At 67.7% G+C, this 23024-nt stretch carries 22 protein-coding genes; 14 read left to right on the top strand and 8 right to left on the bottom strand.

The window, feature by feature from the left end; all coding sequences use genetic code 11:
• A partial coding sequence (dnaN, locus tag ACTHMF_RS15800; protein WP_440318903.1) for a DNA polymerase III subunit beta occupies positions 1–1020 on the bottom strand: 1020 nt, incomplete at its 3' end.
• Positions 1021–1451: 431 nt separating this feature from the next.
• Positions 1452–2876, bottom strand: coding sequence for a chromosomal replication initiator protein DnaA (dnaA, locus tag ACTHMF_RS15795; RefSeq protein WP_440318901.1), 1425 nt, complete (start codon positions 2874–2876; stop codon positions 1452–1454).
• Between the two features lie 458 nt (positions 2877–3334).
• Between dnaA and rpmH the strand changes: the two genes are divergently transcribed.
• The 8 genes from rpmH to ACTHMF_RS15755 all read left to right on the top strand — a co-directional run bounded on the left by rpmH (position 3335) and on the right by ACTHMF_RS15755 (position 9993).
• On the top strand, positions 3335–3472 hold the full coding sequence (rpmH, locus tag ACTHMF_RS15790; RefSeq protein WP_055922080.1) for a 50S ribosomal protein L34: 138 nt from the start codon (positions 3335–3337) through the stop codon (positions 3470–3472).
• 24 nt (positions 3473–3496) lie between these two features.
• A complete protein-coding gene (rnpA, locus tag ACTHMF_RS15785; RefSeq protein WP_440318899.1) occupies positions 3497–3913 on the top strand; it encodes a ribonuclease P protein component in 417 nt (138 codons plus the stop codon).
• A complete protein-coding gene (yidD, locus tag ACTHMF_RS15780) occupies positions 3910–4221 on the top strand; it encodes a membrane protein insertion efficiency factor YidD (RefSeq protein WP_314146162.1) in 312 nt (103 codons plus the stop codon). The genes rnpA and yidD overlap by 4 nt, the downstream gene beginning before the upstream one ends.
• A gap of 9 nt (positions 4222–4230) precedes the next feature.
• Positions 4231–5217, top strand: coding sequence for a membrane protein insertase YidC (gene yidC, locus ACTHMF_RS15775; protein ID WP_440318896.1), 987 nt, complete (start codon positions 4231–4233; stop codon positions 5215–5217).
• A gap of 8 nt (positions 5218–5225) precedes the next feature.
• On the top strand, positions 5226–5768 hold the full coding sequence (locus ACTHMF_RS15770; RefSeq protein WP_314146160.1) for a Jag family protein: 543 nt from the start codon (positions 5226–5228) through the stop codon (positions 5766–5768).
• A gap of 14 nt (positions 5769–5782) precedes the next feature.
• Positions 5783–6412 (top strand): 16S rRNA (guanine(527)-N(7))-methyltransferase RsmG, encoded by a 630-nt coding sequence (gene rsmG / locus ACTHMF_RS15765; RefSeq protein ID WP_440318894.1) that lies wholly within the window; start codon positions 5783–5785, stop codon positions 6410–6412.
• 1728 nt (positions 6413–8140) lie between these two features.
• Positions 8141–9058, top strand: coding sequence for a ParA family protein (locus ACTHMF_RS15760; protein WP_440318892.1), 918 nt, complete (start codon positions 8141–8143; stop codon positions 9056–9058).
• On the top strand, positions 9058–9993 hold the full coding sequence (locus ACTHMF_RS15755; RefSeq protein ID WP_314146157.1) for a ParB/RepB/Spo0J family partition protein: 936 nt from the start codon (positions 9058–9060) through the stop codon (positions 9991–9993). Before ACTHMF_RS15760 ends, ACTHMF_RS15755 begins: the two co-directional genes overlap by 1 nt.
• A gap of 52 nt (positions 9994–10045) precedes the next feature.
• On the opposite strand, the gene ACTHMF_RS15750 is transcribed toward ACTHMF_RS15755, so the two are convergent.
• The 6 genes from ACTHMF_RS15750 to ACTHMF_RS15725 form a co-directional block, all read right to left on the bottom strand.
• Entirely contained in the window at positions 10046–10999 is a 954-nt protein-coding gene (locus ACTHMF_RS15750; protein ID WP_440318889.1) for a D-alanine--D-alanine ligase family protein, read from the bottom strand.
• A gap of 18 nt (positions 11000–11017) precedes the next feature.
• Positions 11018–12340, bottom strand: a complete 1323-nt coding sequence (locus ACTHMF_RS15745) for a PLP-dependent aminotransferase family protein (RefSeq protein WP_440318887.1) — start codon at positions 12338–12340, stop codon at positions 11018–11020.
• A gap of 137 nt (positions 12341–12477) precedes the next feature.
• Complete coding sequence (gene trxA, locus ACTHMF_RS15740; RefSeq protein ID WP_314146153.1) at positions 12478–12804, bottom strand: thioredoxin; 327 nt, start codon at positions 12802–12804, stop codon at positions 12478–12480.
• A 13-nt stretch (positions 12805–12817) separates the two neighbouring features.
• Complete coding sequence (gene trxB, locus ACTHMF_RS15735) at positions 12818–13804, bottom strand: thioredoxin-disulfide reductase (RefSeq protein ID WP_314146152.1); 987 nt, start codon at positions 13802–13804, stop codon at positions 12818–12820.
• Between the two features lie 84 nt (positions 13805–13888).
• On the bottom strand, positions 13889–15496 hold the full coding sequence (murJ, locus tag ACTHMF_RS15730; protein WP_440318884.1) for a murein biosynthesis integral membrane protein MurJ: 1608 nt from the start codon (positions 15494–15496) through the stop codon (positions 13889–13891).
• Positions 15489–17744, bottom strand: coding sequence for a DUF6049 family protein (locus ACTHMF_RS15725; RefSeq protein WP_440318882.1), 2256 nt, complete (start codon positions 17742–17744; stop codon positions 15489–15491). Before ACTHMF_RS15725 ends, murJ begins: the two co-directional genes overlap by 8 nt.
• A 97-nt stretch (positions 17745–17841) precedes the next feature.
• On the opposite strand from ACTHMF_RS15725, the gene ACTHMF_RS15720 reads away from it, so the two are divergent.
• The 6 genes from ACTHMF_RS15720 to dnaB form a co-directional block, all read left to right on the top strand.
• On the top strand, positions 17842–19302 hold the full coding sequence (locus ACTHMF_RS15720; RefSeq protein ID WP_440318880.1) for a CCA tRNA nucleotidyltransferase: 1461 nt from the start codon (positions 17842–17844) through the stop codon (positions 19300–19302).
• Positions 19303–19539: 237 nt separating this feature from the next.
• A complete protein-coding gene (gene rpsF / locus ACTHMF_RS15715; RefSeq protein WP_314146148.1) occupies positions 19540–19911 on the top strand; it encodes a 30S ribosomal protein S6 in 372 nt (123 codons plus the stop codon).
• 4 nt (positions 19912–19915) lie between these two features.
• Positions 19916–20428, top strand: a complete 513-nt coding sequence (locus tag ACTHMF_RS15710; RefSeq protein ID WP_314146147.1) for a single-stranded DNA-binding protein — start codon at positions 19916–19918, stop codon at positions 20426–20428.
• Positions 20429–20491: 63 nt separating this feature from the next.
• A complete protein-coding gene (gene rpsR, locus ACTHMF_RS15705) occupies positions 20492–20755 on the top strand; it encodes a 30S ribosomal protein S18 (RefSeq protein WP_018189012.1) in 264 nt (87 codons plus the stop codon).
• Between the two features lie 11 nt (positions 20756–20766).
• A complete protein-coding gene (gene rplI / locus ACTHMF_RS15700) occupies positions 20767–21219 on the top strand; it encodes a 50S ribosomal protein L9 (protein WP_314146145.1) in 453 nt (150 codons plus the stop codon).
• 545 nt (positions 21220–21764) lie between these two features.
• Positions 21765–23024, top strand: a 1260-nt coding sequence (dnaB, locus tag ACTHMF_RS15695; protein WP_440318876.1) for a replicative DNA helicase, incomplete at its 3' end; no start/stop codon positions are given.

The following is a 23024-nucleotide window of genomic DNA, read 5'->3' as shown; positions in this document are numbered from 1 at the left end:
GATGCGCACGAATTCCGAGTGCACGGCACCGAGACCATCGAGCAGGAACTGCGGCTTCAATGAAACCACCGTCTCCTGGCCAGTGAGGAGAGCGTCGATGCTCTCGGATGCTTGCGCCTGCTCCGAGCCGATCGCTTCGAGAGTCAGTCCGTCGGCGGTGAAGGTGTAGCGGAGCGCGGCCTCGCGCTCGAGGACGAGGGAGACGCGGCGCGTCGCCGCGATGAGCTCTGCGGTGTTCATCACCGCGTAGTTGTCGACCTGCTCGGGGAACAGCCGGCGCACCGGCGGGAAGTTGCCCTTGATCAGGAGCGACGTCACGGTCTTCTTGTCCGCGGTGAAGGCGATCAGCTCGCGGTCGTCGCGGTTCGTGATGGAGATGGAGACGTTGCCGGAGTGCCCGAACGTCTTGCCGATCTCGGTGAGGGTGCGGGCGGGGACCAGCGCGGTCTGCGCCTCGCCGCTCGTGCTGCCGTTGTCCCAGTCGATCTCGCGCACGGCGACGCGGTAGCGATCGGTCGCGACGAGGCCGAGGCGGTTGTCGCCGACCTCGAGCTGGACGCCGGTGATCACGGGAGTCACGTCGTCGCGGGAGGCGGCGACGCCGACCTGCGCGACAGCCTCGGCGAATTCCTCCGCGGGCACGAGTCCGGCGTCGCCGCCGACCTGCGGGATGCTCGGGTATTCCTCCACCGGCATGGAAAGCAGCGTGAAGTTGGCCGACCCCGCGCGGACGACGATCTTCGAGTCCTCCGTGGAGAACTGCACGGGAGCGTTCGGCAGCTTGGCCGCGATCTCCGCCAGGAGACGGCCGGAGACCAGCACGCGACCGGGCTCCTCCACCTCGGCGGCGATCTCCGTCTGCGCGGAGACCTCGTAGTCGAAGGAGGAGAGCTGAAGCCCGCTGTCGGTGGTCTCGATCAGCACGCCGCTCAGGATGGGGAGGGTTGTCCGCTGCGGAAGAAGCTTCACGGCGAAGGAGACGGCCTCACTGAAGACATCCCGGTTGGCTTGGAACTTCACGAAGTCTCCCCTGGTCGGCGCTCGGTTACGGATCGCAACAAATCCTAGCGCTTGGCCTGTGACGCAGAAGTTGTGATTCGAGCGAGCGCTTGAGGTTGTCGGCCGGCCTTAACTCAGAAGAGTTAATGATTAATGGGCTTAACCGCTGTGGAAAATGTGGATAACTCTGGGGAGACCAGGCGAACAGCGGGAATCACAGGGTCGTGACTTGTTGATGAGCTGAGGAATCCGCCTGTTCACAGACGTGGACGGGAGCGAGGTCGTCGAGGCGGTTTTCACAAGACGGGATGCTCCGTCCCCATTAATCGGGCGACTTTCCGGAACTTCTCCACAAGTTATCCCCAGGTGTTAATAACGAGCTCTCCCCACTCTGGGGATGAATCTGTGGATAACTCGACGGGACGGCCCGGGCGTGGCGGCCGTCGCGGAGGCTACTTGCCGTAGCGGTGGTTCTGCTTGATCCGGCTGGTGAGCTCTGTCACCTGGTTGTAGATCGAGCGCCGCTCCTTCATGAGCTCGCTGATCTTCTTGTTGGCATACATGACCGTGGTGTGATCGCGGCCGCCGAACAGCTGCCCGATCTTCGGCAGGGACAGATTCGTCAGCTCACGGCACAGGTACATGGCGATCTGCCGCGCGGTGGCGACGGCCTGCGAGCGGCTGGACCCGTACAGGTCGTCGACGCTGAGCTTGAAGTATTCGGCGGTGTTGGTGATGATGTCGGCCGGCGCGATCACGTTGTCGTCGTCGAGCGTGATCAGATCCTTGAGCACGGTCTGCACCAGCGGCATGTCGACCGGCGTGCGGTTCAGGCTCGCGAACGCCGTGACACGGATGAGCGTGCCCTCGAGCTCGCGGATGTTGCTGGAGACCTTCGTCGCCATGAACTCGAGGATGTCGTCCGGCACCTGGATCTTCTCGCTCTGCGCCTTCTTGCGCAGGATCGCGATGCGGGTCTCGAGGTCGGGCACCTGGACGTCGGTGATCAGGCCCCACTCGAACCGCGAGCGCATCCGGTCCTCGAAACCGGTGAGCATCTTCGGCGGCAGGTCGCTGGTGATCACGACCTGCTTGTTGTGGTCGTGCAGCGTGTTGAAGGTGTGGAAGAACGCCTCCTGCGTCTCCACCGCACGCTGCAGGAACTGGATGTCGTCGATCAGCAGGATGTCGATGTTGCGGTAGCGGGCCTGGAACGACGAGCCGCGGTTGTTCGCGATCGAGTTGATGAAGTCGTTGGTGAACTCCTCCGAGCTCACGTAGCGGACCCGGATCCCCGGGTACAGGCTCATGGCGTAGTGGCCGATCGCGTGCAGGAGGTGGGTCTTGCCGAGCCCGGAGTCGCCGTAGATGAAGAGCGGGTTGTACGCCTTGGCCGGCGCCTCGGCGACCGCGACCGCCGCCGCGTGCGCGAAGCGGTTGGACTGCCCGATGACGAAGTTGTCGAAGCTGTACTTGGAGTTCAGACGCGTGTCGCCGTTGCGCGGCGGCGCCGTGATCTCGGTGGGAGGCGCGACCATCGGCGCCGCGGAGTCGAGGTAGGGGGCGGGCTCCGGCTCGGCAGGGGCCGACATCGTCTCCTGCTGGATCTCCGGGTTCACCACGATCGCGAAGGTGTTGACCTCGAGCGTGTCGTCGAGCGCGCCGATCGCGTTCAGGAGCGGGACGCGCGACCGCTGCTCGATCATCCCGCGCGTGAACTCGTTGGGGACCTCGAGGTAGAAGGTGCCGGCCATGATGCCCTTGGGCTCGACCAGGCTGAGGAAGCCGTACAGCTGAGGGGTGATGCGGTCGTCCGTCTCGAGCTTTCCGAGCACGTTCTGCCATGCCGCGGAAATGGACTCTTCGCCGCCTGCCATCGTTCCCCGTCTTCGTGTTCGTGTGGATGCCGTCACCCTGGCGAGAGACGAGACGTCCCCCGGTGGCTCTCGCCGGGCTGGCGGCTGGGATGCCGCCGATGGGTATTCACAGAGTTATCCACCGCTGTGTGTGCAATACCGTAGCGATCTCCTGCCGCTTTTGGGATAGGGCTGGGGATAACTTTCGGACCTCACGGTAACTTGTCCACAGGTGGGGATCAAATTCGGTTCCCGGAATACGACGGCGCGTCGGTTGGCGCCTTCCTGCTAATCCCGTGCATAATCGGATGTTTCACCGGCGTCGGTTTGACCTCGGTGGGCTCAGGTCGTACTTTTAATCAGTTGACCTTCAGCCGTTTCGGCTGCCCAGAAACTTTCCTGGCCTCCCCGTGCCGGTCTTCACGCCCGGCACAGGGTACTCAGTAGCGGCCTGTGAAGAGACCACCACGGAGATTGATATGAGCAAGAGAACGTTCCAGCCGAACAACCGCAAGCGTGCCAAGACCCACGGCTTCCGCCTCCGCATGCGTACGCGTGCCGGTCGCGCCATCCTGTCGGCTCGTCGCGCCAAGGGCCGCGAGAAGCTCTCGGCCTGACCTCGCGGTCGGGGGGCGCGGCAGGTGCTCGCCAAGGCCAATCGCATCACGCGCGGTTTTGATTACCGGACGACGGTGCGCCGCGGTGCTCGCTTCACCGGAGCGAGCACCGTTTCGTACGTCCGCCCGAATCGTGACACCGAGACAGTGCGCTTCGGCTTCATCGTGAGCAAGGCCGTGGGGAACGCGGTCCACCGCAACCTCGTACGCCGCCGGCTCAAGGCAGCGGCCTACCAGGTGCTTCCCGAGCTGCGTCCGCTCGCAGGCGACGGGGTCGGCCTGGACATCGTGATCAGGGCATTACCAGCATCCGCTCAAGCGACCTGGGCTACCCTGCACGAAGAGGTCGCGCGTGCCGCCGCCCGCGTCCTCAGCCGCCAGCCGACCGGTCAGCGAGCAACCCGTCCCAGCGTCACCAGCGAAGGCCACCGTCCGTCATGAACACCGCGATCGCAGCAGTGCTCCTCGTGCCCCGGAACGTCGCCGTCCTGGTGCTGCGGGCGTACCGAGCGGTGATCTCGCCTCTGTACGGCGACGTGTGTCGCTACTACCCGTCGTGCTCGGCATACACGCTGCAGGCGATCCAGGAATACGGGGTCGTCGTGGGCAGTGTTCTCGGAGCGCGGCGCATCATCCGTTGCCACCCGTGGGCAGCGGGCGGGGTCGATGACGTCCCCCTCAAGAAGAAGCGCCGGTACCGGGTCACTCCGTTCGGATTCGTCGTCGCGACAAGCCAGGGAAAGGCCTAGCAACCAGACATGGACATCATCGGTACGATCCTCTGGCCCATCAAGTGGGTCGTGGAGCTCATCCTCGTCGCCTTCCACTGGCTGTTCAGTGCGATGGGGCTCGACCCCGCGGCCGGCCTGACCTGGGTGCTGGCGATCGTCGGCCTGACCGTCGTCGTCCGTGCCGCGCTCATCCCGATCTTCGTCCGGCAGATCAAGAACCAGCGGCGGATGCTCGAGATCGCGCCGCAGCTGAAGAAGATCCAGGACAAGTACAAGGGCAAGAAGGATCAGTTCTCGCGCGAGGCGATGTCCCGCGAGACGATGGAGCTCTACAAGAAGACGGGCACCAACCCGCTGAGCTCGTGCCTGCCGCTGCTGCTGCAGATGCCGGTGTTCTTCTCGCTGTTCCAGGTGCTGAACGGCGCGCAGGGCGGCCACGCCGGCGTCGGTCCTCTGAACGCCGAGCTCGCCAAGCAGTTCGGCAACGCCACGCTCTTCGGCGTCGCTCCGCTCCACCAGAGCTTCCAGGGTGCGATGAACCACAACCCGCCGCAGGTCGCGGTGATGATCATTGCGGCCATCATGGTCGTCCTGATGACCGGGTCGCAGTTCCTCACCCAGCTGCAGATCGTCTCCAAGAACATGTCGCCGGAGACCAAGGCGAGCCCGCAGTTCAGGCAGCAGCGAATCCTCCTGTACCTGCTCCCCTTCGTCTTCCTGTTCTCCGGCTTCGCCTTCCCGCTCGGCGTGATGTTCTACTGGCTGACCTCGAACCTGTGGACCATGGGCCAGCAGTTCCTCGTCATCCGCAACATGCCGACGCCGGGATCGGACGCGGCCAAGGCTCGTGAGGCGCGCCTCGCCCGCAAGGGCAAGCTCGTGCAGGCCGACGGCTCCGTCGTCCTCACCGTTGAGGAGTCGTCCGCGCAGGCCGCGCCGCCGCAGAAGACCACCACCCAGCGTTCGCAGCCGGTGAGCAAGAACCGGGCGAAGAAGCAGGCCGGAAAGAAGTAGGGATCGCCATGACCGACGTGCAGACCGACGCCGACGCCGCCACCGCGGACGCCATCGACCACTCCCCTGTCGCGGACGAGGCGACGCCCAGCGTCGCGGACCTCGACCGCGAGGGCGACATCGCCGCGGACTACATCGAGGAGCTGCTCGACATCGCCGACATCGACGGCGACATCGACATCGACACCCGCAACGGCCGCGCGTACATCTCGGTCAACGCCGAGGACGGCGCCAACCTGCAGGTCCTCTCGAAGCCCGACACCGTCGCGGCATTGCAGGAGCTGACCCGCCTCGCGGTCCAGAACAAGACCGGACAGTTCTCGCGGCTGATCCTGGACATCGCCGGCTCGCGCGATGCCCGCCAGGCCGAACTCGCGCAGCTCGTCGACCGCGCGATCGCGAAGCTCGAGGAGGGCGCGGCTGAGGCTTCGCTGCCCCCGATGTCCTCCTACGAGCGCAAGCTCGTGCACGACATCGTGTCCGAGCGCGGCTACGTGTCGACCTCCCACGGCGAGGGACGCGAGCGCTACACCGTCATCACCGCCGCCTAGTTTCACGTGAAACCGTGACGGAGACCGTCGAAGCCGAACCCGCGGCCGCAGCCGCCCTGTTCGGCGACCGCTTGGATGTCGCGCGCGCGTTCACCGCGAACCTCGCTGCGCAAGGTGAGGAACGCGGCCTGATCGGCCCGCTCGAGTTGCCGAGGCTGTGGTCGCGCCACATCCTGAACTCCGCGATCGTCGCTCCCCTGCTCCGTCCCGGCCGCGTCGGCGACGTCGGAAGCGGTGCTGGCCTCCCCGGCCTGGTGCTCGCGATCGCCCGCCCGGACGTCCACTTCGTCCTGATCGAGCCGATGGAGCGCCGCGTCGCCTGGCTCACCGAGCAGACTGAGGAGCTCGGTCTCCAGAACGTCACGGTGCTCCGGGCCCGCGCCGAGGAGGCCAAGCTCGACGAGCCGCTCGACCAGGTCACCGCTCGTGCAGTCAGCGCCTTCCGCAAGCTGATCCCGCTGACCGCTCCCCTGCTCCGCGACGGCGGCGAGCTCGTCCTGATGAAGGGTGCCGGCGCCGCGGGCGAGATCGAGGCCGCGACCAAGGAGATCCGCAAGTACAAGGTGCACGATCCCGAGGTCGTGGTGCTCGGAGAGGGCGTTCTGGACGACGTCACGCGCGTGATCCGCGCGACCGTGCGCTGACGATCGACGCTGAGGATCGCTCTCTCGACGCTGAAGCGCGTGCTTCGCGTGTGTGAGAGCCATTCTGCGAGCCGTCTCGGCGAGCTCGGCGGCGCGAGTTCGGGGTGAAAGTGGGAGATTTCGCCTCGGATCATGGGATCACGGTCGATATCTGGACTCCGGTGGGCTGGGCCGACCCGATCTTCGACAGTTGGCTGCGTCCGCGTCGGTCGCGGTGGCCGGGAGGAGAGAGCGCACGTCGGTACGCGTCTCGTGGCTGCGATTGCAGGATGGTGGCGGAGCTCCGACCGGCGTTGGACGGGATAGGCAACTCCGCGCGTTCACAGCGCCGGCTAGACGCTGCACCGGCGCTTGCGTTCGCCGACGCAACTCACAGGGCCTCCCCCCGCCATCTCGGGGTCAACCTCGCCATCCAATGGTCTACGGCGCGACCCTCGCGACCGAGCAGCACAGAAGAACTGCTGCGCCTCGGCGATCACTCATCGGAGTTCGGATCCGGCCTCGACGTCGTGAGGATGTGATCGGCGGTTCTGGAATACTCACGCGCGAGTCTACGGTTGCTGAGCGAGGTCGCAAAGCTTGCCTGGTTTGCGCGCCGGACGACGCCCAGTGCCCACCCGGGTGCTTGCGGTTCGGGCCTGACAGGCGCTTTGCTCGCGGCTGCCTTTACAGGGGCTTGTTACACGGCGGGTGCTGCCGCACGACGGCGCGCGAGCGCTGTGGATGGTGAGCTATCGACCCTTCCCTGGCGAGCGGCCGCGGGGCACTCGGGAAGCTTCGTGTTGTCGTTGTGATCGCTGTGCTGGGGGGTTAGAGAGCCGTCGGCGCCGGCTGCACGGGTAGTACGCGGAGCGTGCTCGTCGTGGTCCGGTGTGGAGCCGCACCTGACCGCTCGCTGGTCGTTCGACGGTGAATGCGGTCGTTGCGAGTGGCGCGCAGAGTGGTCGCCGGCGTCCGCGTGAAGGGGACGACCGGACAATGAGCGTCCAGCTCCTCATGTTCGAGTTCGCGGGGAATGCGCGTTCGGGGGTTCGGGGCTGGCGCGCCATCGAGCGGTAGCGCCACGGGATGCCTGAGGAATGGTCTGGCGTTCGGCGTGTTTGAAGCGCGGAGACGCGTCGCCCCGGGCTGCCCCGGGGCCCCTCATCCGGTTCGATGTTGGGCGGGAGATGATCGCCGGCCCCCGAGTGCTGTGCACGAGCGCGGAGAAGTCGCGGGTAAGGTCACAGGCTGCATCATCCGGATGCCGATCTGATCCGGGGCATCTCGCGATGCCTGCTCCGCTGAATGCTGCGCCCACGAGCGCTGAAGTTGGAGGCGGAACCTCATCGACGACCTGGTTGAGCCGCGGGTTTCACGTGAAACACCCGGGAGTCTGCGCCGTTGCTGCCGTTCAGGAGACAACCGAGCACACAAGAAGCTGGAGCGAGGGCCTAGTTTTCGTGTTTCACGTGAAACGCCCGAATCCACCCCAGCCGGAATGGGGGGGGTGGGCTCCGCCGCGCGGCAGGGGCGTGTATGTGGCGCTAGCTGGCCGAGCCCAGGCGTCCCACGTTTCACGTGAAACGCATGGATCCATGCCCCATCCCGCGCCGCGATCGCATCCTGCACGGCGATCTTCAGAGTGTCGTCGGATGCGCAAGCTAGAGTTGGAGGGTGGTGCGCTTCAGGTGTGCCGATTCCCGCTAGCGGCTCTGCCGTGCACCAGATCGAGCGACGAGGTTTCACGTGAAACAACCGGATCAGGAAGTTCCCGAAGAGACGGGGACCTCCGCCTTCGACACGTCCACTCCGCTCGCGCGCGAGATCCAGGACCTCGCTCGACGACGGAAGGCCATCGCCTCGCAGACACTCCCCCTCCCCGCCCGCACCCGCGTCTTCACCATCTCGAACCAGAAGGGCGGCGTCGGGAAGACGACCACCGTGGTGAACCTGTCGGCCGCGCTCGCCAAGTCCGGTGCGCGCGTCCTGGTGATCGACCTCGACCCGCAGGGGAACGCGTCCACAGCCCTCAGTGTGGAGCATCGCGAGGGGACGCCCAGCGTCTATGACGTGATCGTCGACGACAAGGAGCTCGACGAGGTCATCCAGAAGAGCCCCGAGTTCGACGGTCTGTTCGTCGTACCGGCGACCATCGACCTCGCCGGAGCAGAGATCGAGCTGGTGTCGATGGTCGCGCGGGAGCAGCGGCTTTCCCGTGCGCTGGGGCGCTTCCTGGACGAGTACGACATCGACTACGTCCTCATCGACTGCCCGCCGTCGCTCGGACTGCTGACGATCAACGCGTTCGTCGCGGCCACCGAGGTGCTCATCCCGATCCAGTGCGAGTACTACGCGCTCGAGGGTCTGAGCCAGCTGCTCAAGAACATCCAGCTGATCGAACGCCACCTCAACCCCAAGCTGCGGGTTTCGACGATCCTGCTGACCATGTACGACACCCGCACGAACCTCGCCCATCAGGTGGCCGAGGACGTGCGCCAGCACTTCCCCAACGAGGTCCTGGACACGATCATCCCCCGCTCGGTGCGCATCTCCGAGGCGCCGAGCTACGGGCAGAGCGTCATCAGCTACGACGCCAACTCGTCCGGCTCGCTCTCCTACCTGGAGGCAGCAGCCGAACTCGCAAGAAGAGGAGCACCGCGGTAATGGCAGCCAAGCGCACGGGACTGGGTCGGGGAATCGGTGCCCTGATCCCCACGACGGACCAGTCGGAACGACCTGTCGACGTCTTCTTCCCGTCGTCCTCCCCTGCGCCCGCCGAGGACCTTGTCGCGGTTCCCGGCGCGCGCCTGGCGAGCCTCTCCCCCCTCGACATCGTGCCGAACCCCGTGCAGCCGCGCACCGAGTTCGATCGCGAGGCGCTGGACGAACTCGTCGCCAGCATCCGCGAGGTCGGCGTGCTGCAGCCCGTCGTCGTCCGGCCGATGACCGGACAGCCGGACAAGTACGAGCTGATCATGGGTGAGCGCCGGCTCCGGGCGACGAAGGAACTGGGGCTCGCGAGCATCCCGGCTGTCATCAAGGACACCGCGGATGAGGACATGCTCCGGGACGCCCTGCTGGAGAACCTGCACCGGTCGCAGCTCAACCCGCTCGAGGAGGCGTCCGCCTACCAGCAGCTTCTTGCCGACTTCGGCATCACCCAGGAGCAGCTGGCCACCCGGATCGGCCGCTCGCGTCCGCAGATCACGAACACCATCCGGCTCCTGAAGCTGCCCGCACCCGTGCAGAACCGCGTGGCCGCGGGCGTCCTCAGCGCCGGGCATGCCCGCGCGATCCTCTCCGTCGGCGACGACGAGGAGGCGATGATCCGTCTCGCCGACAAGATCGTCAACGAGGACCTCTCCGTGCGAGCGGCCGAAGCCGTCGTCAGCAAGGAGCCCAAGCCGGCGCGGACGAAGGCGACGGCGGGAAAGCACCGCGGTCACCTCGACGAGATCGCCGAGAGGCTCGGCGACCGGCTCAACACGCGCGTCAAGATCACCCTCGGCGCACGGAAGGGTCAGATCGTGGTGGATTTCGCGACCATCCAGGACCTGAACCGGATCCTCGAGGAGATCGGGCAGCCCAGCTACAGCTGATCCGGTGCGTGTTTCACGTGAAACACGTGACTTCCGGTGAGACGAATCCCGGTCAGCCGTCGATGGCGGCGGTCGCCAGAGCGGCGTAGACCTCGCCGAGGTCACGTCCCGAGGCGGCGATCGCCTGCGGCATGATCGAGGTCTCGGTGAGGCCGGGCAACACGTTCGCCTCCAGGAACCACGGGGTGCCCTCGGCGTCGACGATGAGGTCGATGCGGGAGAGATGCCGCAGGCCCAGCGCGATGTGGGCGGTGGTCGCGGCCTTCGCGGCGGCGGCAGCGACCTCTGGGTCGAGCCTGGCGGGAACGTAGAAGCGGGTCTCCCCGGCGTTGTAGCGGGCGTCGAAGGTGTACTCCCCCGCGATCGGCTCGATCTCGACGGCGGGCAGCGCCTCGGGTCCGTCACCGGTGTCGACGACGGCGATGGACACTTCAACGCCCTCGATCTTCCGCTCGATCAGCGCGATCTCCCCGTAGGTGTAGGCATCCACCATCGCCCGCGGGAGCTCGTCGGCCGAGTCGAGGATGGTCACCCCCTGCGCTGAGCCGCCCTTCGCCGGCTTCACCACGAGGGGCAGGCCGAGACCATCCAGCACGGTGGCGAGCACGCTGTTCGCGCCCAGCTCACGGAACGTCTCCTTCGGCAGGGTGATCGACGCCGGCGTTGCGACGCCGGCTCGCGACACGATCGCCTTCGCGGTCGGCTTCGACCAGGCCAGTCGGGAGGCATCCATCAGCGAGCCGACGAACGGCACGCCGGAGAGCTCGAGCAGGCCGCGCAGCGCGCCGTCCTCCCCGCTCGCGCCGTGCAAGGCGGGCCAGATCACGTCCGGGCGGCTCTCCGACACGAACGCCAGCAGCGAACCATCCGGCTCGCGCACCGTGACGCGGTGCCCGAGCGATGTGAGCGCATCGGCGACGCGGCGTCCGCTGCGCAGGGAAACGTCGCGCTCGTGGGAGATCCCACCGGCGAGAACAACGATATCGAGTACCTCATTTTCGGCCATGATCAGCTCTTTCTCAGCTCAGCGCAGGTCAGTCGGAGGGTTCGGGGAGGTCTTGCTCTTGCGGGATGCCGTGAGCGGACCCGTGCCGGCGAAGGTGTCCAGCAGATCCTGCTCGCCGTTGATCACGGTCGCGAGCCGGCGGATCCCGACCCGGATGTTCTCGGGCGTCGGGTAGCAGAACGAGAGCCGGATGTTCTGGGCGCCGGAGCCGTCGCCGTAGAACGCCGTGCCCGGCGTGTAGGCCACGAGCTCGGTGACCGCGCGCGGCAGCATCGCCTTCGAATCCAGATGCGACGGCAGGGTGAGCCACACGTAGAACCCGCCGTTGGGGTTCGTCCAGGTCAGCTCCGGCAGGTGCTCCTCCAGTGCGGAGATCATCGCCTCCTTGCGCTCCCGGTAGACCCCGCGGAAGGTGTCGATCTGGCCGCGCCAGTCCGCGTCCCGCAGATACTCGGAGATCACCAGCTGGCTGAACGAGCTCGGGCTCAGCACCGCCGCCTCGTTGGCGAGGATGAGCTTCTCACGGATGGCGTGCGGCGCGAGCGCCCAGCCGACCCGGAATCCGGGGGCGAGCGTCTTGGAGAAGGTCCCGAGGTACACGACCCCGTCACGCTCGACCGAGCGCATGGCCGCCGGCGGCTTCTCGCCGAAGTAGAGCAGGCCGTACGGGTTGTCCTCGAGCACCAGGATGTCGTTCTGCCGCGCGATCTCGAGGATCTCGAGCCGCCGCTCCCACGACAGCGTGACACCGGCCGGGTTGTGGAACGTCGGCACGGTATACAGGAACTTGACCCGTCGGCCGGCCGCCTTGAGCCGTGCGATGTGCTCCCGCAGCGCCTCCGGGATCAGCCCGTGCTCGTCCATCGGCACATGATCGACCTCGGCCTGGTACGAACGGAAGATCACCATGGCGGTCACATAGCTCGGCCCTTCGGCGAGCACGACGTCGCCCGGGTCGATGAACAGCTTGCTGAACAGCTCCAGCGCGTGCTGCGACCCGGTGGTGACGATGACGTCGTCCGCGCTGCCGCTGATGCCCTCCAGCGCCATCACGTCGAGGATCTGCTCGCGCAGGGCGGGGACGCCCTGGCCGGAACCGTACTGCAGGGCGACGGGTCCCTGCTCGCGCATGACCCGACCCATCGCACCGACGACCAGGTCCTCCGGGAGCGCCGCGACATACGGCATGCCGCCGGCCAGCGAGACCACCTCGGGGCGGCTGGCGACGGCGAACAGGGCTCGGACCTCGCTGGCGGCCAGGCCGCTCGTACGCTGCGCGTAGTGGTTGTACCACGGGTCCAGATTGTTGCCCTGCTGCCGCGGGCTGCCCTGTTCAGTCACGGATCGATCCATTCCTCACGTCGTTCAGCAATGCTATGGGGGTGGCGCATCCCCGCCGAAATCGGGAGGTGCGCCAGGGTACGAAAAAGACCCGCCCGGCGGGTGAGCGCCGGACGGGTCTGAAGAAGACGGTCGCGCTACGCCAGGTAGGCGGCCAGGTCGGCTTCGAGGGCGGGCTTCGGCTTGGCGCCGATGACGGTCTTCACGACCTCGCCACCCTGGTACACCTTCATCGCGGGGATGGAGGTGATCTGGTACTTCGCAGCGGTCTGCGGGTTCTCGTCCACGTTGAGCTTCACGATCTCGATCTTGTCCGCGTGCTCCGCGGCGATCTGGTCGAGGATGGGGCCGACGGCGCGACACGGGCCGCACCACTCCGCCCAGAAGTCCACGAGGACGGTCTTCTCGTTGCTGAGGACGTCCTGCTCGAAACTGGCGTCCGTGACCGAACGTGCTGCTGACATTTCTTGATTCTCCTTATGCGGTGGTCGTTAATTCGAGGTCGCCGGAAGCGCCGTCGGAGGCGGCATCCAGCAGGTCCTTGGGGAGGGTGGTCAGGTAGTGCTCCGCATCGAGTGCGGCGACCGTGCCCGATGCCGCGGCGGTGACCGCCTGGCGGTAGCTGGGGTCGATGACGTCGCCCGCGGCGAACACGCCGGCGACCTTCGTCTTCGAGCTGCGACCGGCGACGGCGATCGTGCCGTCCGACGTCAGGTCGAGCTGACCGTGGACGAGGTGCACGCGCGGGTCGTTGCCGATCGCGATGAACAGGCCCTGGATCTCCAGCTCGCTCTGCTCGCCGCTCTCCAGGTTGCGGAGGGTGACGCTCTTGACCTGCTCGTCGCCGTTGATGCCGACGACCTCGGAGTTCCAGACGAACTCGATCTTGTCGTTGGCGAACGCGCGCTCCTGCATGATCTTGGAGGCACGGAGCGAGTCGCGACGGTGGATCACGTAAACCTTGTCGGCGAAGCGGGTGAGGAAGGTGGCCTCCTCCATCGCCGAGTCGCCGCCGCCGACGACCGCGATCGTGCGCTCGCGGAAGAAGAAGCCATCGCAGGTGGCGCACCAGGAGACGCCGTGGCCGGACAGCCGCTCCTCGTCCTCCAGGCCGAGCTTGCGGTAGGCGGAGCCGGTCGCGAAGATCACGGCCAGGGCCTGGTGCACAGCGCCGGAGCCGAGCGTGACGGTCTTCACGTCGCCCTTCAGGTCGACGGAGACGACGTCGTCGAGGACGATCTCGGTGCCGAACTTCTCGGCCTGGGCCTGCATCTTGAACATCAGGTCCGGTCCCATGACACCGTCCGGGAAGCCGGGGAAGTTCTCCACCTCCGTGGTGTTCATCAGTTCACCGCCCGCCTCGACGGAGGAGGCGATCAGCAGCGGCTTGAGGTTGGCGCGGGCCGCGTAGATGGCCGCGGTGTAACCGGCTGGGCCGGAACCGATGATGATGATCTGCCGCACAGCGGAACTCCTTGTGATCGAGTGGCCGCCCCGTCGCGGAGCTGCCGACCTGTAGAACACATCCTAGGCGGATGCTATTCCGTGTCACCTGTGCGCTGAAGAACGCGCCGGAAGCCGGTTCAGAACGGGCGCGAGGCCGGCCTCCAGGTCACGGGAACGGAGGATGGCGAGGAAGCCGACGTAGACGATCAGCATGACGACCCCGACCACCGCGGAGGCGATGATCGCGGGGATCGGACCGCTCACCGGGAAGGCGCCGGGACCGACACCGCCGAGGATGACGAGGAAGCCGGCGCCGGCGATCATGGCGGCCAGGCCGGCGACGAGGAACCGCCACAGCCCGCTCAGGATGCGCCTGCCGTCCGCTCCCCCGGTCCGCCGGCGCAGCAGGGCGAACGCCAGCGCCGCCTGCACGACGCTCGCGATCGAGACCACGAGGGCGACCGCCGCGGCGCGCATGTCGGCGGGCACCGCGAAGCAGGCGAGCACGCCGACGACGATGACGATCGACTGGGCGACGGTGAAGAAGAACGGCGTCCTGGTGTTGCCGAGCGAATAGAAGGCGCGCTGGGCCATGAACACCAGCGAGAACGGAACCAGGCCGATCAGGTAGGCGATCAGGACGTTCCCCATCGCCTGGTAGGACGGTGTGAAGACGCGGGCGACGGGATAGGCGACGACGATGAGGACGACGGAGGACAGCACGATCAGGAACATGATCGAGCGCGCAGCGCGCGAGAAATCGTCCCGGAACTGCGCGACCGAGCCGCGGTGGGCGTGCTCGGCCATCCTCGTGTAGAACGCGGTGACGATCGAGACGGCGATGATGCCGTGCGGGAGCATGAAGATCAGCCACGCGTTCGACATCACGAACGAACCGGCGTAGGCCGCGCCTGCCGAGTTCGCCACGTTCGTCTCGATCAGGCCGGCGACCTGCGACACGATGAGCATGCCGAACGTCCAGCCGGCCGCCTTGCCCGCGGAGCCGAGGTTCACGCCGCGCCAGCCGAAGTCGAAGCGGAACCGCAGGCCGACGCGCCGCCAGAACACGAAGAGGATGAGCGCCTGCACCGCGACGCCGAGCGTCGCTCCCCCGGCCAGCAGCGCGATCATCCCGGGTGTCCAGGTCGCGTGCGTGCTCCCGCGGCCGTACGCGCCGAACGCGATGATGAACACGGCCAGCATCACGATGGCGACGATGTTGTTGACCACGGGCGCCCACGTGAACGGACCGAACGACTTGCGCGCGTTCAGCACCTCGCCGAGGAGCGTGTAGAGGCCGAGGAAGAAGATCTGCGGCAGCGACCAGTAGGCGAACGACGTCGCCAGCTCCGCCTGCCCGCCGCTCAGGCCGTACAGCCGGACGAGGACGGGCGAGAGGAACGTCGCGACGACCGCGACCGCCGCGAAGACGACCATCCCGAGCGTGACGAGCTTGTTGATGTAGGCGCGGCCGCCGTCGGGGTTCACCGAGGCGCGCACGATCTGCGGCACCAGGATGGCGTTCAGGATGCCCTGCGCGATGATCGCGTAGACGGTGTTGGGGACGATCGTGGCCGTCCCGTACGCGTTGGCCGCGAAGCTGATCGCGCCGATCGCCTGGACCAGCAGCCACGCCTTGGCGAAGCCCAGGAGGCGGGAGACGAGGGTGCCGGAGGCGAGCATCGCGCTCGCGCGGCCGATGCTAGCCATCGTCGCGGTCCGTCCGGTCGGGCGTCCGGTCGGGCTCGCCGGCGCCCGCCGACTCGGCCGCGTCCTCGTCCTCGTCCGCCTGCTCGTTGCGGCGCTGCGCCCGCCTGCGCAGGATGTTGCGCACGATTCCGAACCCGAACAGCAGCACGAGCAGGCTGCCGAAGATCAGGGCGCCGATGCCCTCCCAGTCGGCGTGCACGTCCACGGTGGCGTAGCTGGGGTAGCCGATCGGCACACCGGCGGGGCTGTAGAGCTGCAGGGAGAGGATCACCTGGCCGTTGCCGACGCGGGCCTTCACCGGGACGAGGACGGTCGCGCGCGAGTCCTTGGGGATGGTCTTGGTGGTCGGCTGATCGATCTCCAGGCGCCCGTTCGACGGGGAGGCGCTCAGGACGATCGTCGCCTCCTCGTCCGTGAGCTCGTTGCTCACCGTGAACGGGATCGACCCCTGGGCGCTCACCAGGTTGATGTTGTCGGTCGGCAGGATCTTGATGGCGTGCAGGGTCGAGTCCGTGGCGTTGCGGCTCTTGGTGACGGCGGCGTTCCAGTCGTTCCGCGGGTTCAGCCAGGACACCGCGAGCAGGGAGAGCAGCTCGGCCCTGGTGCGCCCGGTGAGGGTCGACGGGTCGGTGAGCACGGAGGCGAAGCCGCTGAGCGCCTTCTCGTCGTCGAGGAGGCCGCGGATGGAGTCGATGCGCGCCTGCGGCTCGGGGGCGTCCGTCAGGGCGAGCTGCGAGGACTGCTGCGCCTTCAGCAGGGTGGGGAACGTCGACGGGGCGGACCACGGCGAGGTGAAGAGCGCGTCCAGTGTGCGCTGCAGCTGCGTCCCGCTCGATGGCCAGGAGCGGTCGAGGGCCAGGAGGAGGTGACGCGCGGAGGAGTCCTCGGCGCTCACGAGCTCGAGCTGCGCATTGAGGGACGACATGGCGGCGTTCCAGGCGAGATCGCTCGGTGCGGAGATGGCGTTCCGCAGGGCGGTCGACAGGCCCTGGTCCGACACGGCCAGCGTGCTGGCGCCGGAGCGCAGCGGCGCGTTCGGGGTGGCGTCGAGGCTCGCGGCGTTGGTGTTGGAGCCGGAGACGATGGCGGTGCCGAGCCCGGCGGAGGCGAGCGGGGCCAGATCGGCGGCCTTCAGCGTCTTGTCGCCCGGCCACGCGACGCCCTTGAGGGAGTAGTCCCACGCGAGCAGCTTGTCCAGGGTGGGGAGCTCCGGGCCGGTGCCGGTGCCTCCGGTCGGCGTCGGGCTCGGGGTGGCCGTCGGCGTCGACGTGGTCGACGGAGGCTCGCCGATCGACGTGGGCTCCGGCGTGAAGTTCTTGGGGTCGAGCGCATACCCGAGCGCGGTGGGTCCGAGGGGAGCAGGGAGCCCGGCCTGCACCTGGCCGGCGACGTCCGCATCCCCGTACTGCAGCGCGAAGGTGTCGTTCGGGAGCGAGGCCAGGCGGTCCAGCCACGCCGTGGCCGTCGGCGGTGCGGCGTTCCCGAGCACCCGGATGGAGGCGATGATCATCGGGTCGATTCCGACGGCGACGGTGCTGTGGTCGGTGAGTCCGTCGAGGTCGCGTGTGAGGACGCCGTTGGGCGCGGTATAGGTCGCGAGGTCATCGGACGAGATCAGGCCGGCGGACGTGGACGGGCTCACGATCGGCATGACGACGGACACCGAGGAGCGGGTCGCGGGCTTCCCCGGCGACCAGACGACCGAGCTGCGGGCCTCGGCGAGAGACTCGCCGGCAGCCACGGATGCCCCGATCCCGAACACCGCCGACTGCTGACGGGAGGCGAACGGGACGGCGGCGGGCGCGACCGGGACGGAGACGACGGTGCTGGAACCCGGCTCCAGCGTCGGCAGGGCGACGCGACCGAGGCTCTGCCTGCCGGCGACGGCGTCCGTCGACGCCAGCCAGGAGGCGAGCGCGCTCCGGCTCGCCTGTGGTTCGGGATCGAGCCAGACCGTGACGGACCCGGACGTGTATGCGGTGTCCGTCGGGTTGGTCACGGTGACCGAGGCTATGAGGGGCCGGCCCGGCGAGACCACTCCCCCGTTGTCGGCGGTGAGCGTCGCGGTGAGCGTCGCGCCCGCCGCCGAGCGGGTGGAGGCGCCGACTCCGGCGCCGACTCCCGCGTCGGCCGAGGGCGCCGCGGAGGCCGTTAGTCCGCCGGAGAAGAGGGCCGTCGTCACCAGGACTGCACTCACGAGCGCAGAGGTGAGTCGCGCACCCCGGAGGGTGAGGCCGGGTGCGCTCATGCGACGACGCGCGATCCCGTGACGGCCTCCATGACGACGATTCTAAAGGTCGGCCTCTGAGAGACCTGGACGAGCGCGCCCGTTAAACTGGTGCACCATGCAGTCCGTCGCCGAATCCCTCGAGCGCCTCGGCGCCCTCGCGAACTCGCCGACGGTCGCCCGGCTCGCCTCCGCGTTCCAGTCCGCGGGCCACGAGCTCTCGCTCGTCGGCGGCCCGGTCAGGGACGCCCTGCTCGGCCGGCCGGTGCACGATCTCGACTTCACGACGGACGCCAGGCCCGACCAGATCCTGGCCGTCGTCCGGCCCATCGCCGACGCGGTCTGGGACATCGGACGCGCGTTCGGGACGATCGGTGCGCGCTTCGGGGACGACACGGTCGAGATCACGACCTACCGCGCCGACAGCTACGACGGCGAGACCCGCAAGCCGGAGGTGGAGTTCGGCGACAGCCTCGACGGCGACCTGCTGCGCAGGGACTTCACGGTGAACGCCCTCGCCCTCCGGGTCCCGGAGGTGCGGCTCGTCGACCCGTCTGGCGGAGTCGAGGACCTGATCGCCCGCGTGATCACCACGCCGTCCAGCCCCGCGGTCTCCTTCGGGGACGACCCGCTGCGGATGCTGCGCGCGGCGCGGTTCACCGCGCAGCTCGGGTTCACGGTGGACGATGAGACGCGGGCGGCCATGAGCAGCATGGCCGACCGGATCTCGATCGTGAGCGCCGAGCGCATCCGCGACGAGATCGCCAAACTGCTGCTGACGGACGAGCCGCGCGCCGGCATCGAGCTGCTGGTCGAGACCGGCCTCGCGGAGCTCGTGCTCCCCGAGGTGCCGGCGCTGCGCCTCGAGGCGGACGAGCACCACCACCACAAGGACGTCTACCAGCACAGCCTCACCGTGCTCGATCAGGCGATCGGGTATGAGAAGGAGCGGCACCCCGGCGCGGCTCCCGACCTCGTGCTGCGACTGGCGGCCATCCTGCACGACATCGGGAAGCCGGCGACCCGGCGGTTCGAGCCGGGCGGCGCGGTCAGCTTCTACCACCACGACGTCGTGGGGGCGAAGCTGGCGAAGAAGCGGCTGACGGCGCTGCGTTTCGACAAGGCGACCGTCGAATCCGTCGCCCGGCTGATCGAGCTGCACCTGCGCTTCTTCGGGTACACGGACGCGAACTGGACGGACTCGGCCGTCCGCCGCTACGTGCGCGACGCCGGCGACGAGCTCGAGCGCCTGCACATGCTCACGCGCGCGGACGTCACGACGCGCAACCGCCGCAAGGCGGACCGGCTCGGCTTCGCCTACGACGACCTGGAGCAGCGCATCCGCGAGCTCAAGGAGAGGGAGGAGCTGGACGCCGTGCGGCCGGACCTCGACGGGCAGCAGGTGATGGCCGTCCTGGGGCTGAGGCCGGGCCGCGAGGTCGGCCAGGCGATGAAGTTCCTGCTGGAGCTGCGCCTCGACGAGGGGCCGCTCGGGGAGGAGGAGGCGACCCGCCGCCTCCTGCAGTGGTGGGATGCGCGCGCGGCGGCCGACTCCTCCACCGAGAAGCCGGGCAGCTGACCTCTCCACAGATTTCGTCCGCGCCGGCCGGCCCGGGCGCGCACCGGCAAGCCTGGGTGCATGAGCATCGCAGAGACCATCCCCTCCCCTCGGCCCGAACGCCTCGGCTGGCGCGGGGCGGCGCCATCCGTTACCCTTGGTAAGTTGCCCGGGCAGATCTATGCCCAGGCGCGTGATGTCAAACCCTCCTGCTGCAGAACGTCTGCAGCCGCTGAGACCAGAGGAGGTGGGTTAGTCATGCATCAGTACGAGCTGATGGTCATCCTCGATCCCGAGATCGATGAGCGCACCGTTGCTCCCAGCCTTGACAAGTTCCTCAACGTCGTCCGTAACGACGGTGGAACGATCGACAACGTCGACATCTGGGGCCGTCGCCGCCTGGCGTACGAGATCAACAAGAAGTCCGAGGGCATCTACGCCGTCGTGCAGCTCACGGCGACCGGCGACACCACCAAGGAGCTCGACCGCCAGCTGAAGCTCAGCGAGGCCGTCATGCGCACCAAGGTGCTCCGCGCCGAAGAGGCCATCGCCCAGGTCGCGGCCGCTGCGAAGCTGGCCGACGAGAAGGCCGCCCGCAAGGCCGCAGCCGCCGAGAAGGCGAGCGCGTAGTCCCATGGCCGGCGACACCATCATCACCGTGGTGGGCAACCTCACGGCCGACCCCGAGCTGCGCTACACGCAGAACGGGCTGGCTGTCGCCAACTTCACCATCGCGTCCACTCCGCGCACGTTCGACCGTCAGGCGAACGAGTGGAAGGACGGGGAGGCCCTGTTCCTCCGCGCGAGCGTGTGGCGCGAATTCGCCGAGCACGTGGCCGGGTCGCTGACCAAGGGCTCCCGGGTGATCGCCCAGGGCCGGCTCAAGCAGCGTTCCTACGAGACGAAGGAAGGCGAGAAGCGCGTCTCCGTCGAGCTCGAGATCGATGAGATCGGCCCGTCGCTGCGGTACGCGACCGCGCAGGTGACGCGCACGCAGTCGTCGCGCGGACCGGGTGGACCGGGCGGTTTCGGTGGCGGTGCTCCCGCCGTCGAGGAGCCGTGGGCCGCATCCGCCCCCGCGGACCCGTCCGCCGGAGCCGACGTCTGGAACACCCCGGGCGCCTACAACGACGAGACCCCGTTCTAACGGGTCCCCAACACTGATGTGCTCGGCCGGTAGTGCCGGTACGAGCGGAAAGCAAAGGAAACCATGGCTGGAAAGTCGAGCGGCGACCGCCGCAAGCCGATCCGCAAGGGCAAGGACGGGAAGAACGCCGCACCGGCGAAGTCCGTCCGCGTCGGAGTCATTGACTACAAGGACGTCGCCACCCTGCGGAAGTTCATCTCCGAGCGCGGAAAGATCCGCGCGCGCCGTATCACCGGTGTCTCCGTTCAGGAGCAGCGCCTCATCGCCCGTGCCGTCAAGAACGCACGCGAGATGGCTCTTCTCCCCTACGCCGGCTCCGGCCGTTAAGGAGGACTGAGATGTCGAAGGTTATTCTCACCCACGAGGTCACCGGCCTCGGTTCTGCCGGCGATGTCGTCGAGGTCAAGAACGGCTACGCCCGTAACTACCTCGTCCCGCAGGGCTTCGCGATCGCGTGGACGCGCGGTGGCGAGAAGCAGGTCGATCAGATCAAGGCCGCCCGCGCCGCGCGCGAGCTGCACTCGGTCGAGGCCGCTCAGGACCTCAAGGCGAAGCTCGAGGCCACCAGGGTCAAGCTGGTCGTGAAGGCGGGCCGCGAGGGCCGTCTGTTCGGCTCGGTCAAGACCGGTGACGTCGCCGACGCGGTCAAGGCCGCTGGCATCGGCGAGCTCGACAAGCGCAAGATCGAGCTGCCGAACGCGATCAAGGTCGTCGGTGACCACGAGGCCACCGTCCGCCTGCACGACGACCTCTCGGCCGTCATCAGCCTGCAGGTCGTCGCCGCCAAGTAGGCGCACGAAATACGCAAGTGTAGCGGTGGGCTTCGGCCCACCGCTACACCGCGTTAAGGGAGTTTTCCCCGGCTCCATCCACAGTCCGACACGCCCGGTGAACAAGGTTCGACACAGGCTTCAAGGAAGTTTCTACACACAGGCTGGGGATACTGAAAGAGCAGGTCAGGCGCATAAAAGCTCCGGAAAATTCTTCTCTATCCACAGATTTCCCCCCAGGTTGTGCACAAGCGTGTCGGCGTTTCGCGCAGATTCTCCACACAGTTATCCACAGGCCGAGTTGTGACGGGGTCGAGGGCTTCGTAGGGTGGAGCGACGTCGAAAGGACGGCCGCCGGTTTCCGTGGGCATGGAGGCCGGCGGGAGTTGTCGGTGGCCGTCCGTAATCTTCGATCAGGCCGCATCGCCGTGCGGCTCGCACCGTCCGATCGGATACCCGGATCGGCGTCGCCCGGGCGTGCCCGGACTCCGTTCGCGCGCGATCGGAGCAGGCTGGAGTCACGGCAGCGCAACACGCGCAGCCACCGCGAGAAGTGAGGAGAGAACGTGTCGATCGCCCACATCGGTCTCGCAGACAACCGCGAGCAGGGCGATGCCCGCTCCCCTGAGCGGACTCCTCCGCACGATCTGCTCGCCGAGCAGAGCGCGCTGGGCGGCATGCTGCTGAGCAAGGATGCGGTCGCGGACGTCGTCGAGGTCGTGCGCGGCACGGACTTCTACATCCCGAAGCACGAGATCATCTACGACGCGATCCTCTCCCTCTACTCGCACGGCGAGCCGACGGACGTCATCACGGTCACCGACGAGCTGACGAAGCTCGGCGAGCTGTCCCGCGCAGGCGGCGCCGAGTACCTGCACACCCTGACCAGCCTGGTCCCGACGGCGGCGAACGCCGGCTACTACGCCAACATCGTCGCCGAGAAGGCGCTGCTGCGCCGCCTCGTGGAGGCGGGCACCCGGATCACGCAGATGGGCTACAAGGCCGAGGGCGAAGTCCTCGACCTCGTCAACAACGCGCAGGCCGAGATCTACTCCGTGACCGGCGCCCAGGAGGCAGAGGACTACGTCCCGCTGACCGAGGCCGTCACCGTCGCCATCGACGAGATCGAGGCCGCGAAGCACAAGGACGGCTCGATGACCGGCGTCCCGACCGGCTTCGCCGAGATGGACGAGCTCACCAACGGTCTGCACCCGGGCCAGATGGTCATCGTCGCCGCGCGACCCGCGCTCGGAAAGTCGACACTCGCCCTCGACTTCGCGCGCGCAGCGGCGATCAAGCACGACATGCCCACCATCTTCTTCTCGCTCGAGATGGGCCGCAGCGAGATCGCCATGCGCCTGCTCTCCGCCGAGGCGTCCGTGCCGCTGCAGCACATGCGCAAGGGAACGGTCGACAACCGGGACTGGACCACGATCGCGGCGACCCGCGGACGGATCAACGACGCCCCGCTCTACATCGACGACAGCCCCAACATGACGCTCGTGGAGATCCGCGCCAAGTGCCGGCGGCTCAAGCAGCGCGTGGGGCTCAAGATGGTGATCATCGACTACCTGCAGCTGATGACCAGCGGCAAGCGCGTCGAGAGCCGCCAGCAGGAGGTCAGCGAGTTCTCGCGTGCGCTCAAGCTGCTCGCGAAGGAGCTCCAGGTCCCCGTCATCGCGCTGTCCCAGCTGAACCGTGGCCCCGAGCAGCGCGCCGACAAGCTCCCCGCCCTGAGCGACCTCCGCGAGTCCGGCTCGATCGAGCAGGACGCCGACGTCGTGATCCTGCTCCACCGCGAGTCCGCCTACGAGAAGGACAACCCG

The organism is Leifsonia sp., from assembly GCF_051955155.1.
In the GTDB taxonomy this organism is placed as follows: Bacteria; Actinomycetota; Actinomycetes; order Actinomycetales; family Microbacteriaceae; genus Leifsonia.
This window is presented reverse-complemented; position numbering and strand designations above follow the sequence as displayed.

Coding starts and splice junctions, on each gene's coding strand:
- dnaA (WP_440318901.1), bottom strand. CDS start 2,876: ATGGCAGGCGGCGAAGAGTCCATTTCCGCGGCATGGCAGAACGTGCTC.
- rpmH (WP_055922080.1), top strand. CDS start 3,335: ATGAGCAAGAGAACGTTCCAGCCGAACAACCGCAAGCGTGCCAAGACC.
- yidD (WP_314146162.1), top strand. CDS start 3,910: ATGAACACCGCGATCGCAGCAGTGCTCCTCGTGCCCCGGAACGTCGCC.
- yidC (WP_440318896.1), top strand. CDS start 4,231: ATGGACATCATCGGTACGATCCTCTGGCCCATCAAGTGGGTCGTGGAG.
- ACTHMF_RS15770 (WP_314146160.1), top strand. CDS start 5,226: ATGACCGACGTGCAGACCGACGCCGACGCCGCCACCGCGGACGCCATC.
- ACTHMF_RS15755 (WP_314146157.1), top strand. CDS start 9,058: ATGGCAGCCAAGCGCACGGGACTGGGTCGGGGAATCGGTGCCCTGATC.
- ACTHMF_RS15750 (WP_440318889.1), bottom strand. CDS start 10,999: ATGGCCGAAAATGAGGTACTCGATATCGTTGTTCTCGCCGGTGGGATC.
- trxA (WP_314146153.1), bottom strand. CDS start 12,804: ATGTCAGCAGCACGTTCGGTCACGGACGCCAGTTTCGAGCAGGACGTC.
- murJ (WP_440318884.1), bottom strand. CDS start 15,496: ATGGCTAGCATCGGCCGCGCGAGCGCGATGCTCGCCTCCGGCACCCTC.
- ACTHMF_RS15725 (WP_440318882.1), bottom strand. CDS start 17,744: ATGAGCGCACCCGGCCTCACCCTCCGGGGTGCGCGACTCACCTCTGCG.
- ACTHMF_RS15720 (WP_440318880.1), top strand. CDS start 17,842: ATGCAGTCCGTCGCCGAATCCCTCGAGCGCCTCGGCGCCCTCGCGAAC.
- rpsF (WP_314146148.1), top strand. CDS start 19,540: ATGCATCAGTACGAGCTGATGGTCATCCTCGATCCCGAGATCGATGAG.
- ACTHMF_RS15710 (WP_314146147.1), top strand. CDS start 19,916: ATGGCCGGCGACACCATCATCACCGTGGTGGGCAACCTCACGGCCGAC.
- rpsR (WP_018189012.1), top strand. CDS start 20,492: ATGGCTGGAAAGTCGAGCGGCGACCGCCGCAAGCCGATCCGCAAGGGC.
- rplI (WP_314146145.1), top strand. CDS start 20,767: ATGTCGAAGGTTATTCTCACCCACGAGGTCACCGGCCTCGGTTCTGCC.